15 protein-coding genes and 1 pseudogene are annotated in these 15,985 nt (G+C 37.8%); 7 read left to right on the forward strand and 9 right to left on the reverse strand.

Annotated elements, in window-relative coordinates; translation table 11 throughout:
* Positions 1-48: 48 nt before the first annotated feature.
* Positions 49-2,547 (reverse strand): phosphoenolpyruvate--protein phosphotransferase, encoded by a 2,499-nt coding sequence (gene ptsP / locus VB713_RS00465; RefSeq protein ID WP_323309621.1) that lies wholly within the window; start codon positions 2,545-2,547, stop codon positions 49-51.
* Positions 2,548-2,939: 392 nt separating this feature from the next.
* On the opposite strand from ptsP, the gene VB713_RS00470 reads away from it, so the two are divergent.
* Positions 2,940-3,845, forward strand: a complete 906-nt coding sequence (locus tag VB713_RS00470; protein ID WP_323309622.1) for a DUF4351 domain-containing protein — start codon at positions 2,940-2,942, stop codon at positions 3,843-3,845.
* 242 nt (positions 3,846-4,087) lie between these two features.
* Here the strand turns inward: VB713_RS00470 and VB713_RS00475 are convergent, their stop codons facing one another.
* Both VB713_RS00475 and VB713_RS00480 read right to left on the reverse strand, forming a co-directional pair.
* Positions 4,088-4,924: a lysophospholipid acyltransferase family protein gene (locus VB713_RS00475; RefSeq protein WP_323309623.1), complete on the reverse strand. Its 837-nt coding sequence runs from the start codon at positions 4,922-4,924 to the stop codon at positions 4,088-4,090.
* Positions 4,925-4,963: 39 nt separating this feature from the next.
* The gene (locus tag VB713_RS00480) at positions 4,964-6,394 is read right to left on the reverse strand and encodes a carotenoid oxygenase family protein (protein ID WP_323309624.1); all 1,431 of its coding nucleotides are present in this window, start codon (positions 6,392-6,394) and stop codon (positions 4,964-4,966) included.
* Positions 6,395-6,506: 112 nt separating this feature from the next.
* On the opposite strand from VB713_RS00480, the gene VB713_RS00485 reads away from it, so the two are divergent.
* Positions 6,507-7,850: a TMEM143 family protein gene (locus VB713_RS00485; protein ID WP_323309625.1), complete on the forward strand. Its 1,344-nt coding sequence runs from the start codon at positions 6,507-6,509 to the stop codon at positions 7,848-7,850.
* 229 nt (positions 7,851-8,079) lie between these two features.
* Here VB713_RS00485 and VB713_RS00490 read toward each other — a convergent pair whose 3' ends face one another.
* From VB713_RS00490 to VB713_RS00510, 5 genes are all read right to left on the reverse strand, one after another.
* A complete protein-coding gene (locus VB713_RS00490) occupies positions 8,080-8,388 on the reverse strand; it encodes an Eco29kI family restriction endonuclease (protein ID WP_323309681.1) in 309 nt (102 codons plus the stop codon).
* Positions 8,373-8,615 carry a hypothetical protein gene (locus VB713_RS00495; RefSeq protein ID WP_323309626.1) on the reverse strand — a complete coding sequence of 81 codons (243 nt, stop codon included), beginning with the start codon at positions 8,613-8,615 and terminating at the stop codon, positions 8,373-8,375. The genes VB713_RS00490 and VB713_RS00495 overlap by 16 nt, the downstream gene beginning before the upstream one ends.
* A 35-nt stretch (positions 8,616-8,650) precedes the next feature.
* Positions 8,651-10,189, reverse strand: a complete 1,539-nt coding sequence (locus tag VB713_RS00500; RefSeq protein WP_323309627.1) for an ATP-dependent nuclease — start codon at positions 10,187-10,189, stop codon at positions 8,651-8,653.
* Positions 10,190-10,264: 75 nt separating this feature from the next.
* Positions 10,265-10,501, reverse strand: coding sequence for a hypothetical protein (locus VB713_RS00505; RefSeq protein ID WP_323309628.1), 237 nt, complete (start codon positions 10,499-10,501; stop codon positions 10,265-10,267).
* A 62-nt stretch (positions 10,502-10,563) separates the two neighbouring features.
* Positions 10,564-11,427 (reverse strand): Rpn family recombination-promoting nuclease/putative transposase, encoded by an 864-nt coding sequence (locus VB713_RS00510; protein ID WP_323309629.1) that lies wholly within the window; start codon positions 11,425-11,427, stop codon positions 10,564-10,566.
* A 105-nt stretch (positions 11,428-11,532) separates the two neighbouring features.
* Between VB713_RS00510 and VB713_RS00515 the strand changes: the two genes are divergently transcribed.
* From VB713_RS00515 to VB713_RS00535, 5 genes and pseudogenes are all read left to right on the forward strand, one after another.
* On the forward strand, positions 11,533-12,282 hold the full coding sequence (locus tag VB713_RS00515; RefSeq protein ID WP_323309630.1) for a thioesterase II family protein: 750 nt from the start codon (positions 11,533-11,535) through the stop codon (positions 12,280-12,282).
* Between the two features lie 360 nt (positions 12,283-12,642).
* Positions 12,643-13,137 (forward strand): Hsp20/alpha crystallin family protein, encoded by a 495-nt coding sequence (locus VB713_RS00520; protein WP_323309631.1) that lies wholly within the window; start codon positions 12,643-12,645, stop codon positions 13,135-13,137.
* Positions 13,138-13,480: 343 nt separating this feature from the next.
* Positions 13,481-13,685 (forward strand): annotated as a pseudogene (locus VB713_RS00525) (Hsp70 family protein); the annotation flags it as partial.
* Positions 13,686-14,024: 339 nt separating this feature from the next.
* On the forward strand, positions 14,025-14,270 hold the full coding sequence (locus VB713_RS00530) for a hypothetical protein (RefSeq protein WP_323309632.1): 246 nt from the start codon (positions 14,025-14,027) through the stop codon (positions 14,268-14,270).
* A gap of 10 nt (positions 14,271-14,280) precedes the next feature.
* Entirely contained in the window at positions 14,281-15,279 is a 999-nt protein-coding gene (locus VB713_RS00535; RefSeq protein ID WP_323309633.1) for a hypothetical protein, read from the forward strand.
* A gap of 104 nt (positions 15,280-15,383) precedes the next feature.
* Here VB713_RS00535 and VB713_RS00540 read toward each other — a convergent pair whose 3' ends face one another.
* Positions 15,384-15,881: a PEP-CTERM sorting domain-containing protein gene (locus VB713_RS00540; RefSeq protein ID WP_323309634.1), complete on the reverse strand. Its 498-nt coding sequence runs from the start codon at positions 15,879-15,881 to the stop codon at positions 15,384-15,386.
* Positions 15,882-15,985: the final 104 nt, after the last annotated feature.

Genomic DNA, 15,985 nt, shown 5'->3' on the forward strand with positions numbered 1-15,985 from the left:
AGATTGAACTAACCACAGAGACACAGAGAACGCGGAGGAAATTGGATTTTACCCGATGGGATAAACCAGTTCTCTGACGCTAGTTGCTGAATCTTGTTGTAGTGCTACTTTGGCTAGAGCTTGAGCTTCTGTTATAGTTAGCTGTGAGATTGCCTGTTTTAATGGGGCGATCGCTTGGGGATTGACACTCAATTCATCTAATCCTAAACCTAATAAGATTGGTGCAATAGGGATTTCTGCTGCGGCTTCTCCACATAATCCTACCCATATATGAGCAGTTTTAGCAGCTTGGATAGTTTGTTGAATCATTCGCAATACCGCAGGTTGCAAGGCATCGGCTAATGTTGCTACTCTAGGATTTGTGCGATCGCCCGCCATGACATACTGGCTTAAATCATTTGTGCCAATACTGAAAAAGTCTACTTCTTTCGCTAATTGATCTGCGATCGCTACTGCTGCGGGTGTCTCTATCATCATCCCCACTTTCATTGTTTCATCAAAACTAATCCCCGCTTGTCGCAGTTCCCTCTGTACTTCCACTAAAATTGCCCTAGCTGCCCGTAATTCTGTTAAAGTGGCAATCATCGGCCACATAATTTTGATATTATTCCCCACACTAGCACGTAAAATTGCCCGCAACTGAGTTTTCAATAACTGGGGATTTTCTAAACAAAAACGAATTCCCCGCACACCTAAAAACGGGTTAGCTTCTGTCACTCCTGAATGCAAATATGGAATATATTTATCTCCACCTACATCTAAAGTGCGAATAATTAAAGGTTTATTTTCCAAAACCTCTATTATGGCTTGATAAACTTCTAGTTGTTCCTCTTCACCTGGTGCATTTTTCCTTTCTAGATACAAAAACTCGGTGCGAAGTAATCCCACACCCTCAGCACCATGATTGATAGCCGCTTGAGCATCCGCAATACTACCAATATTAGCAAAGACTTTAATGTGCTGACCATCACGGGTAATTGCTGGTTTGTGTGCCAGTTTTCGGGCTTCTGCTTGGGCTTGTTGCCATATCTGACGCTTGGCTGCTAGTATATTTAATTTCTCTGCGGCTGGTGCTACCCACACTTTACCGGTTTCGCCATCTAGTGCTATCAAAGTCCCATTTTCCCAGTTTAACACCTGAGCATCTACACCCATGACCGCAGGAATCCCCAATGTCCGGGCAATAATAGCACTGTGAGAAGTCGCACTCCCAGAGGTCATGCATATACCCATCACCTTACTGGGGTCAAGTTTGGCTGTATCTGAGGGGTTTAAATCTGTTGCTACTATAATTGACGGTTCTGTCAGTTGCAAGTCAGTGGGAGCATTACCCAGTAATATTCTTAATACCCTGCTACTTACATCGACCACATCATCAACTCGTTCTTGTAAGTAAGCATCCTCAAGTCTGCGGTAGGAATTCGTCACTTCATCAACTACAGCTTGCCAAGCAAATTCCGCATTGAGACGTTGTTCAACTATATGATGACGTGCGGCATCTAGCAAGACAGGATCTGTTAAAAATAGCAGGTGAGCATCAAAAATTGCCGCTTCCGCATCACCAATTTGAATAGATGTGTGTGAGAGCAAAGTTGCAATTTCCTGTTTTGCTATTTGGATGGCAGATTGTAATCTTTGCCACTCGATTTCCACATTTTCTATGTGATATTCAGTAATATAAACCGAAGCAGATTGATAATAAAATAATGGTGCGATCGCAACTCCCGGAGAAGCTGCAATTCCCGCTAGTTCACCCTGAGTCGGTGCAGTAACTTCCTGGGGAGGTGCTGTTAATTCAATAATGCTATTATCTTCACCAAAATTGTTGATAATTAATGCTTCTAAGGCTTTTAGTGCTTCCTGGGCATCAATACCGTCAGCAGTAATTAGCAATTCATGCCCTTGACGTACTCCCAAAATGGCAACTTGATTAATACTATCACCACGGACAGCTTCAGTATTTCTAGTTAAATTTTGTACTTGTATTTGTGATTGAAACCGGGATGCAGTAGCGACAAATTGGGCAGAAGGACGGGCGTGTAAACCTAAGCGGTTACTGACTTTTAGCCGTATTTCTTTGGTGATAGCTGCGGTATTAATGATGGGTTGATTACTTCCCACTGGTAATGGATGAGGATCTAAACCCAACTGTGTGGCCTTCGCTACTAATGCCCCGTTTGCTTCTGCCATGACTTGCTGGATATTCATACCCGCAGCAGCAGCCACAGTAGCAGCAATAGCCCCTTCTACCAATGGTGCAGCACAAAGATAGACCTGTTCTCGCTGTTCTGGGGGTAAAAATTCCAAAGCCATTTCTGCGCTCATTAAAGCACTACCCAAATCCATCAACACTAGAACACCGTCATCAGAGAATACGGAAGCGATCGCTTCATAAACCTGCATCACATCTGTACCTAGTGGATTTGCAGGATCATCTATACCTGCTGCAACAGCCAGAGGAACTTGTCCTTGAACCATCTGTGCGGCTAGTTCCCGCACTCCCAAAGCTAATTGTTTACTGTGAGAAACAATAACTATTCCAAGCACTGCAATACCTTAGCCAGTTACCCATTCTATTATTCCTTGTGAATATCCAAAACACAGGATTTATTTAGGTTGAATTTAGGTTTTGATAATTTTTGCTAGGTACAGAGGTAATTGAGTGTCAGCCGGAAGGAGGAGGCAGAAGATCATAGGACTTACGCACTATACAAACTGGATATGATATGAATCAACATGAATCAACATGAATCAAGGATAATTGGTTATTGTCGGCTGTGAGAACAACATATTATGAAGGTGCGTCAGATGTAGAAAATCTATTGTGCCAAATTATCAAGTCTGACGCACCCTACCAGAGGCTATACTCTTGCCTTCTGCCTTGTTAGTGCGATCGCCTTGGTAAAATCAGAGAAAATATCCTTGCCAAAGCCAAAGGAATGACAAGATTTATCCATGATGAATTTTCTAAAGACTATTTAGAAGAACTATTAAAACCGTTTGGACAGGTGAAAGCACCGAGTAGAGTAGCAGCCGAAGTTAAAGAAATAGATGTATTATTTTCACCCATTCCTACCCAAACAGGTGATTTAGCCAGATTGGGAATATTAGGAATAATGGCCAAAACAGCAGCCATATTTGAACCATTCCGCAACCCAGCCTCAGTAGAAGAAATTAGTGATTGTATCTTAAAATTATTAGAAGTGAAAAGCGCAATGCAGAGAGAGGCAAAACGCAACAAAATAAAAATACTAGACTCAGATATTCCCCAACTGTGGATACTGACACCCACCACATCAAAAAATATAATTTCCGGGTTTGGTGGACAGCAGAAATTAGACTGGGGAACAGGAGTGTACTTTTTACCCAAGCATTTTGCTACAGCCATAGTAGCAATTCATCAGTTACCACCTACTCTAGACACATTGTGGTTAAGAATACTAGGACGCGGTAGAGTACAGAGACAAGCGATAGATGAAGTAGCAGCACTACCAAGCAATCATCCATTTCAAAAAGTAACGCTAGAATTACTTTATAACCTGCAACAAAACTTGCGAATTAATCAAAATACGGAAGCAGAGGATAGGGAGTTAGTGATGAGATTAGCGCCACTATATCAACAAGACAGAGAACAAGCCAGACAAGAAGGATTACAGCAAGGACTACAACAAGGAGAACAACAGCTAATTCTGCGTCTGTTAAATCGACGATTGGGAAACATAAATTTATCTCTAGTTGAGCAAGTTCAAAGATTATCTACTCAACAGTTAGAAGCACTAGGGGAAGAATTGTTAGATTTTCCCACAGTTAGGGATTTAGAAGTCTGGTTAAGCCAACAGCAATAATCCAGTAATTAGGTTGGTGTTCAAAATAGTCGTTGAGGCAAGGCAGGGAGCAGGATGCAGGGGGAAAAAGGGTTTCAGCCCTATTTACTTTTCTTTACACATTTTGGTTATTTCACATCTACCCACTTAATTTCAAAACCATAAGCATATCTGGGGAGCGATCGCGCGGGTCAAAGATTATAAATTAATATATAGTACTGTAGCCAAAAATTATCAAGGCTCTCTTTTTGGCTACAGTATCGTTACGAATTACGAATTAGATTATCTAACTCCTGTTGCATTTGACTTTTCACTAACTCATAGCATTCATTAACATAAGAGCGATCGCTCGCAGCTTCCTTGCCATAACGTTCAAATACAATTGGTGGGCAAATTCTTGTGTACATAGGCACTGGCAAAGGTATATTTGGCAGCGGACCAATCGCTAAACCCCAAGGTAATCCCAGGTAAACGGGAAAAACCAAAGGATCAACCCCAAACAGCCAAGGCATCCCCCATTTGTGCAATTGCTGCATAACTTCATACACATCAGCCAACACAATCAGAGTGTCATGAGAACCCCAGGAAATAGCCGGGACAATTGGCACATTCTCCCGCAAAGCCAGTTTGATAAACCCCCGACGTTCAGCAAAATAAATTTTGTCCCGCATTTGATGAGGTCGAAATACATCTTCTGGACCACCGGGATAAACCAACACATTAGCTCCAGAATGCAAAGCCGCATAAGCCATTTTGGGGTGAGCCATAATAGCTCCAGCTTTCATAGCCATTTCTGCAATAGGAGGAACAACTTCCCAGACCTTAGGATGCATTAAACCGTAAAGTGGTTTTTCCGCCCCAAACCGACGTACCCAGTCATACAACATCATGGATGTATCAGGGGAAGCCAGTCCTCCATTGTGGGAACCAACAACAAGGACTTTTCCCTCTGGGACATTTTCCCAACCACTGGTTTGGACTCGAAAATAGTAGTTATATAAAACGCCTAATATAGGCATGAGATTTTCGATGAACTTTGGATCTCGCTCGTCCAAAGACCACCCTAATTTTGTCTTCTGGGGGTGTTTTAGTTTTAACATCGAAGCATTTTATCAAATTATTACGAATTATGAATTATTTTAACCAGGTTTCCAAGTACCGTGGAAACTGTGAGGAATCACACTAGGTAGCCCTAATTTGCAAACTGGTTCATCATTCAAGCCTTGGCTCGCAAATACCCAAACTTCACTATTATTTGTATTACCATCATAAACCACTGTTAAAATCCAACCTTGGTCAGGGTTTTGAGGATCTTGAACATGAATAGGTTCAGAAGGATAACGATTTTCACCTAAATATGCTTCTGTGAAAGTTGCGGTTTGATAGTCAAAACGAGCAATATTATTTAAAATTTCTCCTGCTTCTGTTCCTTCCCGAAAAATAGACATATAGCTACAGGGAGAAAATTTACTGACATTTTTAGCAGGAACAGAAGGAAATTCACAATTTCTATCCAAGAGAGTTTCAATTCCCCTCACTTTGCCAGTTTGGGGATTAAGTCGTACCTGCGTCAAGGTAGTTTTAGCAACTGTTTGAGTTTTACCTGTGGCTACTTCCCGTAAAAATTCATTAGTTTGAAAATCTGCATATTTAGCAAAATCTACAATTACCATCCCGCTATCATCAACATAACCATTACCAAAATGCCATTGGAACCAAGGTTCTGTTTCTCCCCGACTCACCACAGACAAAGTTTCTCTATCAATAACTACAATCTGATTTCCCTTTTCCGGTTGCCAGGTTAAAGAATCACTATAACTACTAGTTCCAAAAAGAACAGGCCAAATATTTAACCGCACCGCAGACGCAAAAAATACTAAATATTGTCCTGCTAACACAAAATCATGTATGACGGGAAAACCTTCCAAGGTAAATTTTGCCTTTTTAAAAACCTTTCCAGTTAAGTCACTTTTGTAAATATGCAGTATGGCATTAGTCCCAGGACTCATCCCAAAATTAAAAATTTCCCCCGTTGCATAATCAACTTTAGGATGTGCTGAATAAGGTTGCTTTTTCTCCAACCCGGCTAAATTATCTAATCCTTGGGTTTCTAAAGTCTGCAAATCTAACGCATAAGGATTATCGCCTTCCCACAATGCCAGCAGTTTATCAGGTAACGCCAAAACAGAAGTATTCGCAGAGTGTTTGACTGGTTTTTGCCATTGATTCCAAATAGCCCCCGGTGCAGTCATGCCATAATTACCATACAGAAATTTACCCGCAGCAGTTTCTTCTTGATAACCAGCAGTCTGCACATAGCGATAAACCCCAGTCGCACCAGCATCAGTAAAATGGACAGCCAGAATTGCCCCATCTCCATCAAACCAATGTCCGACAGGTATATTACCTCGTTCTAGTCGCCCTGCACCATTGCGGTAAAGTGTACCTCGTAAACGATTAGGTATTTTACCCGCGAGAACAGGTAATTGCGTGGGAGGAAATTCGTTTGCAGGTTGAGATATGGCTTTTGACCAAGTTTTTTGGTTTGACTTTTTCTCAATTGTTTGCATAGTAATTTTGTCTAAACTAAAATTTAGTTGTCAATTAAAGATATAATATCTAATAATTGCCGTTTTTAGGGTTTGGCAAACCCATTAGTTAGATTTAAATTCATCTTTGAACATGAGTGTATACGAAAATCAAGAAGCGTTCATTCCCTACACTCGCAGCGATATTATCAAACTTTGCTTGCAAGATGGTCAGCTAAATCAAGCTGATGCCCAAAAATTTACAGATTTCTGCCAAATCCTGACTGCATACTATCACTTTCGCTTCCACAAAACCTTAGAAATTATCAAAGATAACTATGTACCTTTTAATCCCAATGCAGATATTCAACCCATAACTCCACCGACATTCGATCAATATGATGAAATGGAGTTGAATGTAGTTAATGCCTTTGAGCATATTGTCGAAAGAGCGAATTATATTCTTTTGCCTGAATCAATCATCAAAAAAGCACTGCTAACTAAATCTTTAATTGATTTAAAAACTGAAGTTGATTTTGATGATTTTGACCGCTTTATCTCTTATTATCGAGGAGATATTTATAAAAAGATAACTGTAAAAAAGTTCTTCTTTTGGCAAGAAGAAAAAAACATTGATATTTTAGAAAGAATCGTTTTATTAGTTAAATTCAAAGAACCAGCTTATTTTCTTGCCAAGAAAGTCAAAATTCAAGATTTGAAATTCATTCCTGGTAAAATGTATGTTTACTTCTACAAAAATATTCCCAAACTAGATGTTGACTTACTCTTTCCCAATGTGAAAACGAGTATGACCTGGAAAGATCGCTTACTATTTGGAATTCCGGCTATTGGGGCAGCAATTCCTTTGATATTAAAAACATTACCGAATTTATTATTACTAGCTGCTGCAATTTTGCTAGTCCTAAATGTTCCTTTTCTTGTGGAATCATTAAATGTAAATTTGGATCAAGTCAAAGATTTTATGCCTGTTTTAGTGGCAACTTTATCATTAGCAATAACCTTAGGCGGATTTGCCTTTAAGCAATACAATAGCTATAAAAATAAAACAATTAAATTCCAAAAAACTGTAACTGATACGCTATTTTTCCAGAATTTAGCAAACAATGCCAGTGTTTTTCAAATGTTTATTGAATTAGCGGAAGAAGAAGAATGTAAAGAAATTATTTTAGCATACTATCACTTACTTACCAGCCCCACACCATTAAATCCTCAAGAATTAGATTCTCGCATTGAAACTTGGATGGAGAATAAACTAGGCACAAAGATTAACTTTGATATTCAAGGACCGCTGAATAATCTAGAAAATATTCGTGGCCAAGTAATTCAAAATAGCGAAACAACAGACAATCCACCAGAAATCCCTTTACTCACCTATAATCACCAGGGAGAGTGTGAAGTTTTACCTTTGGATGATGCTAAAGCAGTGATTGATTATGTTTGGGATAATGCCTTTCGATATAATGGTATCACCTTGTAGACTTGTAAGATAGCAATTTTTTATCTTCCTTCACCTAGATACGAACATCCTAAATGCACACACAGATTTTGACAATGTTGATTGACCTGTGGCTGTAGATTAGAGATATACTGCAAACGGGTCAAACTTGGACTTATGTCATACTGACCGTAACGTAGTGCAGGGAAGTATCTCGGAGATTCTAGAGCCTACGGCACGCTACGCGAACACTTCGTTCAGAATGACACTTTTAACCCGTTTTTAGTATAGTGATGGGATTAGGAGGTAAGGCTGTGGCAAAGGATCTGCCTGAGTGTATTTCATCCCATAAAGATCGCATTTGTAAACCTCTTCCTTTACCGGGTGCATGAATGCCAAAACCAGAAATAATACTGCACCAAACAGGCTGAAAATGCCGAATCAGCACAGACTCACCCCAAGCAACTAAATCTACAGCCATTGCTACTACTGTAAACTGAAAATCAGCAATATCAAGATTGTTAACTTGACGAATAGAATTTCTATGTTCTCTTAAACGACCAATTAAACCGCCTGCAATAGTTCCTTTTCTCCTCTGATATTAGAGTAGTCAAAATCTGCCACATCCATTTGATGAATACACCAGTCACTCACAAGTTGCATTCCTCGCTGCTGATTTTCCTGAATGGTATGACAACTATGTTTATCTCGTTCTACAAGTGCTTGATGATGGAAGCCAGCGCGAGTACATCCTATTGCTAAACCTCTAGCACCTGTAAATAATTCTAGTGATTTTAATTTAGACACAGATTATACATTTGCAAAATATATTGATGATATATCTAATATTCAGATAATGATTTTTGTATGTTTATCAGAAATTCGATTACCTCATGGGCAGATTTGCGAAAACCCTCCTTAGCAAGCTCTGGATTTTTTATCCACCATTGTTTTACCTTTTCAAGTAACACTTCTTTTTGTTTCCTTTTTTCTTGTCCATCCATTATTTTTAATTTATCTACTTCTTCTTGAAATTCTTCAGGATAATACTTCTCGAATTCATGTTCCTTTAATTGATGAAAATGATCTTCCTTCCATGATTTGTATTTATTTCTTAACTTTTCGATTATTTTTTGCTCTTTTTCACCTTCATCAATTAATACCCAAATTTTATCTTTAAATGAATCATCTTGTAAATGAAGAAAAAGACACAAACTGTATAAAGCTTCAACTCTTGCTGAGACTTTATCTACACCTGTACTAGAGCAAGTTTTTATCCTTCCTTTAAGTTTTGGTACAAAATTAGGAATTAGAAAATCTTTAATTACAGTTTCTGCTGAGGATTCTTCAAGAATTAACCATGTATCCCAAATATCAAAATCAAAAAGTTCATAACCCAAATCTTCTAAGATTTCTCTTCTAGCTTTTGGTGAGTCATCAATTTCACTAATTGACGAAGTAGGAATCTTATGATCAGGAATTTCCATTTTTACATGAAAAATTTTACTTTTTCGAGCAGAACCGAGATATTTTAGAACAATGTTTGAATGTGTTGTAATGAGAAACTGATTGTTATGTGATTTTTCAATAATAAAATCTAATAATTTTTTTAACGCTTTTGGATGAATGTCATTTTCTGGCTCTTCCATGATAAATAACTTGTCTTTAGCCACACAAAGATCGAGAATTAACCCTACTATATTTGCTACTCCTTCACCCATTATTTCTAATGAAATATTTTGAGAGCTATTGATAACGTATGTCGCTTTTTTCCCGCTATAGTTAGCAGTTGAAGAACTTATTCTGAATCCTAGAATTTTTTCGCAAACCCTCACAAACTCATCTTTTTCAAGTAATCCATCTCCACTAATCCTATCTACTTTGGCATATAAATTAGAAAAATTTCCTAAAACTTTATTTGCATAATACTCACCTACCTCTTCATTGTATTTTGTTACCTTTCTCTTAGAAAGAAATGGATATATGAAGTTTTGCTCTTCTGTATCTTTTATTAAAGATGTATTATTTGAAATACTTAAATGTTCATATTTTTCTCCGTTGATTAATATTTTTTTGTAAAAATTATCTTCAAATTCGATTTCAAGTTGATTATTATTATCTGTTATTAGTTGATTAATATAACTATCAAAATATTGGTTAGTATCACCGTTAAAAAATAAGTTTATTTTTCCCTTTTTTTTATCTTTTCTAATATCGTCAGAAGTGATTGAATTTTTATCTTGTAGAAAAAGCAAAGTTCTTAATATTGTTGTTTTACCACTATTATTCTCTCCTACTATTATGTTTATTCCTGGAGAAAACTCAATTTGTGCATTTTCATAACCTCTTATGTTAGTTAGCTCTAGCTTAGATACTTTCATCTTGTTTATCTCTTTATATATAAAAGTTATCAATACCAATGTATCATAGAAGTAGGGAAATCTTGACGTACTTGGTCAATTTCGTATATCAACAACTTTTGAGCCTGTAATATTTGCACCAGTTGAATATTTAGTAATTTTGTCTGTATCTTCTAAATAACTGGTAATTTCTTGGTATACAGGGTCTTGTTGCCAAAAATTTACAACTTCTGCAACTTGTGAGGTACGGCTTTCATTGGTGAATTTTCTCGATGCTAGTTTGAAAGAACGTGCTACCGATATTGTCTTGGTACGAATAATATAAACAGTCATTAAATACTCCTCACACCAATTTAAATGATGAACACTGGTATTGTAAAAATTCACCTTGATGATTAATTGATTTGCGCTTCTAGCCAAGATGACAAATCCGTTAAACTGCTAAAATCTAACAACGCCTCACTCAAATTTTCTAAAACAGGTAAAGATAAACCAGAAATTGAGGAGTGCATTTCCTCAGACAATTTCCCAAACCGCTTAGTCAATTGTCGGGAAATTGCATTAGCCATCACTTCTTGTACTTCTTTTCGTCCTTCTTCTCGTCCTTCTTCCTTGATTTCTCGGTAAACTCTCGTTTCTTTTAGTGTTATCCCTAACATAGACTCTACCTCCATACGGCTTAATTGTTCAAACTTGTACACCATAATCGTCGTAATCATTTCTATTATGACGCGACTTGCTGGTGATGATACTTCTTGATTGGTTCTGGTTAACAAATACCTTGCTGTTTCTGGTGCTTGTTCTTCTTCTACTGTGGTGAGTACCATCAATGCTACCCATAAAGGTAATTGACGGATATCCCCCAATTCATCTAAATACACTCGATGAAATTGGTTTCCATTCAGTAGCGTTCGATGAGGATGAATATCGCTTTGTTCAATGCTGCGAGATGGGTAAATAATCACAGCTTGCCAGTCACTGAATCTAGCACGGTTGCGGTAGAAATAAAGTGAAGATTCCGCAAATACTCTTTCGTAAAGCTGTTCATCTTTCTGGAATTGCACTTCACAGAAATAGACAACTCCCGCACCTTCATTTTCTGGTGGGAGAAATACCCCATCAATTTCAAATTTGGGTTCTTTAACAGCTACCGAATCAAATCTATAAGCATCTGCATTTTGCGGAGGATTTGTCAAGAATTCAAATAGTAAAGAGGGAGATTGTTGAAACAGTTTGTAAAAAATAGAGTCCCGACGCATGAAGGATTTTTACTTAATTTTTTAACCTGCGATACATCTCATCATATATTAGATCGGGAGTATCCCAATTTTTGAAAAATACCTGGTGATTTAAAAAAAACCATTATGACAACCAAAACTACCTTCAACTCGTGGGTAACTTGTCCCCAACCCAACCCCCAAGCTAAATTACGTTTATTCTGCTTACCCTATGCAGGAGGTAGCGCAATGGTATTTCGTACCTGGGCTGATGATTTACCTCCAACTATTGAAGTGTGTCCTCTCGAACTTCCTGGAAGGGGACGACAAATGAACTTACCTCCCTACACAGAAATGCAACCTTTGGTGAGGGAAATAGCCCAAAATCTCATTCCCTATCTAGATAAACCCTTTGCTTTTTTTGGTCACAGTATGGGTGGACTCGTCAGCTTTGAATTAACTCGGTTACTGCGTTCAGATTATGGTTTAACTCCATCGCATTTATTTATCTCTGCTCGTAATGCTCCACAAGTTCCTCCGACAAAAAAACCAATTTCTAACTTACCAGATGCAGAGTTTTGGCAAGAAATTCTTAATTTTAATGGTACTCCTGATGATATCGTCGCAAATCCAGATATAATCGAAATCTTTCTGCCGATTCTCAGGGCTGATTTTACTGTTTTAGATACCTACATTTACAAACATCAACCACCTTTTGATTTTCCTATTAGTGTTTTTGGTGGTTTGCAAGATCCAGAGTTTACTGATTATGAGTTAGAAGCGTGGCATGAACAAACTACTGCTCCTTTTTTATTACAAATGATTGATGGTAATCACTTTTTTATTAGCTCGAATCAAAAAGTCTTACTTAAAAGTATATCTCAACAGTTAGAGTAAAAATATTGTATATACAATCTGTGATTACATCTCAGATAGATTCTGAATTCTGACATTTTCGCTATGATTTTTAAGGTACTTAATAATCTATCGCTGAGATAAAGGTAGAGATATTTATAATTATTCTGGCATGAAATTGTAACGAATTATCAAAAAACGCGCAGGTACGGCTATTGCGATTCTTAATATCTATAAAACCGAACCCACTGAATTTAGCTCCTAGTGTTATTGTTTATTCAGGAAGCTAAAGATTAAGCTTCAGGCAAAGAAAGCGCTAAGAAATATTACTGTTGTTTGCCATCTGTAAAGCTTGAAATTAAGCCTCCACAAACCAAATAGAGAATTGTTTAGGAGATAGATATGGCACTAATTCATTGGGACCCACTCCGAGAAATTGAACGCTTAGAACGATTCCGTGAACTTGATCGCTGGGAGCCACTCCGCGAAATGGATACTTTACAACGTCGTATGAATCGTTTGTTTGAAAGAATTATACCAACTGATGGGGGTGAAAGAGGAGGAATCACTTTTATTCCTTCCGCTGAACTTGAAGAAACTGATGATGCTTTTAAATTGAGACTAGAATTACCTGGTCTGGAAGCGAAGGATGTAAATGTGGAAGTAACTCCTGAAGCTGTTTCTATTAATGGGGAAAGAAAATCAGAAACTATAACAGAAAGAGAAGGTTACACTCGTTCTGAATTCCGTTATGGCAAATTCCAACGGGTCATACCATTGCCTTCCCTTGTCCAACATGAACAAGTACAGGCTGAATATAAAGATGGTATTCTACGGTTAAATTTGCCTAAAGCAGAACCAGAAAAGCAAAAAGCTTTCAAAGTTAATCTCGGTTGATTTGTAACTAATTTCTAATTTTCTCGAATTCATTCCTCTGTATGGGAATGAATTCGAGAAGGCTTTGCCTTTAGTGATATACCGCAAACGGTTCATAGTTTAACCAAATATAGAACCCCTCTCCATAGATGCGAAGCGGCTTCTTGAAGAGTACACCGTAGCTGCAACGAGGAGAGGCTTTGAAGTTATTCTTTGTATTATAAAAAAGTCCAGGTTTTAGCCGTTTTCCGTATAGCAGAGGTAGAGCTTCTGTGATAACATTCCCAGTCGGAGATTAGGAACGAGAGATAGCTGAATGCTTTCAAAAAGTAAACTTCTACTGAAGTCCAAGGGGAAGATATGGCAAATGGTTGGTCAAATTGCTAGACGACAAGCGGTAATGAACCCATAAAACACATTTTATTCTGTTAAACGCTTCATTGGGCGCAAATATGAAGAAATTACCCACAGCAGCAGCCTTGGCCTATGGATTGGATAAGAAACAGAATGAAACTATCTTAGTGTTTGACCTTGGTGGTGGGACATTTGACGTTTCTATTTTGGAAGTTAAATATAAATTACAAAGGATGAAAAACTTCATTCTTCAATTTCATCCATGAGGAGGATGACTAAATCTTCAAAGTTATCCAGATTATCAGTAGGTAGAGATGAACAACTAGAAAGACTTAAATTCAATATGAAAGGTCATTGTCAAAAAAGCTTAGTACAGCGGAACAATCACAAGGGAGGAGATTGCTTCGCTGTTTATTCTTGACAATTCAAATTTGTATCCTATACTTGGCTTAATTTTAAGGATTTGAATAAAACTTACACTAAAACATACACTGATGTAGTTTCTTTTGCTTGAATAGCTATATTAAGATTACTGGAATTAGCGACTCTTAATTATGGCTACCAAAATCATTGATGTTAGAGAATATACTGTCAGAGCGCATCAAAGACAGATTCACACTCGTGTTTTTAATTTTGTCTGTAAAGAGTGTAATCAAGCTACAAAACGGGAAACTTTTGGGACTAGACCTTTGTATTGTGAATCCTGTCGTCCTCCTCAACCTCCTAAAAAATCATCACAAGAAGCTAGAAAAGTGAAGCCTCATGCAATGACTTACAAAAGCGATATTGATTTAGGTTAATTGAAGTAATATGAATCCAAAAGAACAATTACAACCTCCTTCAGAAGTATTTATCAGACCATTGTTGGAATTACGAGACTACTATGCTAGTCTTGCCCAAGAGTACCAACGGCTATTTATAGAAGCGCGATCGCAGTTGGATCACACGGAAGCTTTATTATCCAACTGGTCTTACCCTGATGATGAACCGTTCTCGCAACTAGAAAGCGCTGATGAACAAGGTTCTCTGTTTTTTCTATCATCTGATGATAAGTCTGATTTAGACTTGTTGGAGTCTCTAGAGTCAGAACTTTCTCTCTCAGATACATGGGAGACAAATGAGTCTAGTGCTGCTGCTACAGATACAGATACAGAAGATTCCCATCTGATCAATACATCTTCCGAGAGCTATGATCATTTGGCGAAGGGGGCAGAAATTCCCATGCTACCCCAATATCAAGCTCTGACTCGGATGGAAGCTCTGAAAAAGCTATTGCATGAATATGCTGGTACTGTATGCCATATAGATTTTATTGTGCGATCGCTTTATGGTGATTTAGAGTCAACTATCTTCAAAATTGTCAAAGGTCGAGTCCAGTCTTCTCTCACCCAAGGTAGAGAACGGGGTTACTGGTCGGCTATTCCCAATGAACCTGGTTGTTATACTCTGGTGTTAAGTCTATTAGCTCCGGTTCATCACAATGGCTCGTCTGCTGGTGCGAGGAATAAAAAGAAGAAGCCTTTTGTTCCACAGCACACAAAAGAAGTCCCGATGCTCAGAGAATTTCAAGGCCAATTTTTAATTGATGCTCTCACTTCTTTTTTAGACCAACATCGAGGAAGAGTTTTTAGTGTGAATGAAATTGTCAATGGTATTTATGGAGAACTTGATGATCAGGAAATCAGAGAGGTAAAAAATAAGGTACTGAATGAATTGTCTAGAGGACATCGTACAGGAAGATTTTCTCGGGTTCCTAACCAAATTGGTTTCTATACTTGGGATGTAAAGATGATACAAAAAAGAGTGTAGACTAAAGGTTAAAGGGTAAAGTTTTTTTCTTTCCCCTTACCTTTGATTATTTGGATGATTTTTGATGTTTCCGTGTCGGGGATGAATCAGCTCAGGATGGAGGTCTATTCAGGAATATTGATTATGGTTGCTGAAAAACTAATGGGTAACTCACTATCTTCTGAACCTACATCTTTTAAATGTTTGCCAATTGATGGTGCAGAGAAAACCTCTAAATAAGTGGGTGTCGGTAAAAAACTAGCAAAAAATGAACTAGAATGGCTGCCAGTGGCAGTAGAATATCCAAAACCATTACCCGTTAACTGCTGATTATTAAGACTGATTAAATTGTCAACATCAAAAGGTTCATTTCTTGGTATTGGAGTCCCAGCAGGTTGCAGACCAGTAATTTTTTCACCATTTCTTGTACCAGTAATTCCAGTAATTAAGTAAAAACCAAAATTGTCAGGGGTATTATTGGTAATGAAAATACCACTGGCAGTTACACCAGTACTAGAATAATTCCAATTCCAACTTAGAGCAGCAGCGGTTTCCATTGTTCCAAAAAATAATCCAGATATAGCAGCGAAGGTTATGGCAGATAATAGAACTATAATTTTCACGGAGTTGTTGAGAAAGCGAATTTTATAGATTGAGTTAAGCTACGGTTAAAAACAAATAGCTTGACTAATACTATCAGCCAAGCTGAAGTTTTGAGATGTTTTTA

Origin of the sequence: Anabaena cylindrica UHCC 0172 (genome assembly GCF_034931625.1) — a bacterium.
In the GTDB taxonomy this organism is placed as follows: domain Bacteria; phylum Cyanobacteriota; class Cyanobacteriia; order Cyanobacteriales; family Nostocaceae; genus Anabaena; species Anabaena cylindrica_A.

Bases quoted from the DNA above. Each gene is read 5' to 3' on its own strand.
- VB713_RS00470 (WP_323309622.1), top strand. From the start codon at position 2,940: ATGACAAGATTTATCCATGATGAATTTTCTAAAGACTATTTAGAAGAA.
- VB713_RS00475 (WP_323309623.1), bottom strand. From the start codon at position 4,924: ATGTTAAAACTAAAACACCCCCAGAAGACAAAATTAGGGTGGTCTTTG.
- VB713_RS00480 (WP_323309624.1), bottom strand. From the start codon at position 6,394: ATGCAAACAATTGAGAAAAAGTCAAACCAAAAAACTTGGTCAAAAGCC.
- VB713_RS00485 (WP_323309625.1), top strand. From the start codon at position 6,507: ATGAGTGTATACGAAAATCAAGAAGCGTTCATTCCCTACACTCGCAGC.
- VB713_RS00500 (WP_323309627.1), bottom strand. From the start codon at position 10,189: ATGAAAGTATCTAAGCTAGAGCTAACTAACATAAGAGGTTATGAAAAT.
- VB713_RS00505 (WP_323309628.1), bottom strand. From the start codon at position 10,501: ATGACTGTTTATATTATTCGTACCAAGACAATATCGGTAGCACGTTCT.
- VB713_RS00510 (WP_323309629.1), bottom strand. From the start codon at position 11,427: ATGCGTCGGGACTCTATTTTTTACAAACTGTTTCAACAATCTCCCTCT.
- VB713_RS00515 (WP_323309630.1), top strand. From the start codon at position 11,533: ATGACAACCAAAACTACCTTCAACTCGTGGGTAACTTGTCCCCAACCC.
- VB713_RS00520 (WP_323309631.1), top strand. From the start codon at position 12,643: ATGGCACTAATTCATTGGGACCCACTCCGAGAAATTGAACGCTTAGAA.
- VB713_RS00530 (WP_323309632.1), top strand. From the start codon at position 14,025: ATGGCTACCAAAATCATTGATGTTAGAGAATATACTGTCAGAGCGCAT.
- VB713_RS00535 (WP_323309633.1), top strand. From the start codon at position 14,281: ATGAATCCAAAAGAACAATTACAACCTCCTTCAGAAGTATTTATCAGA.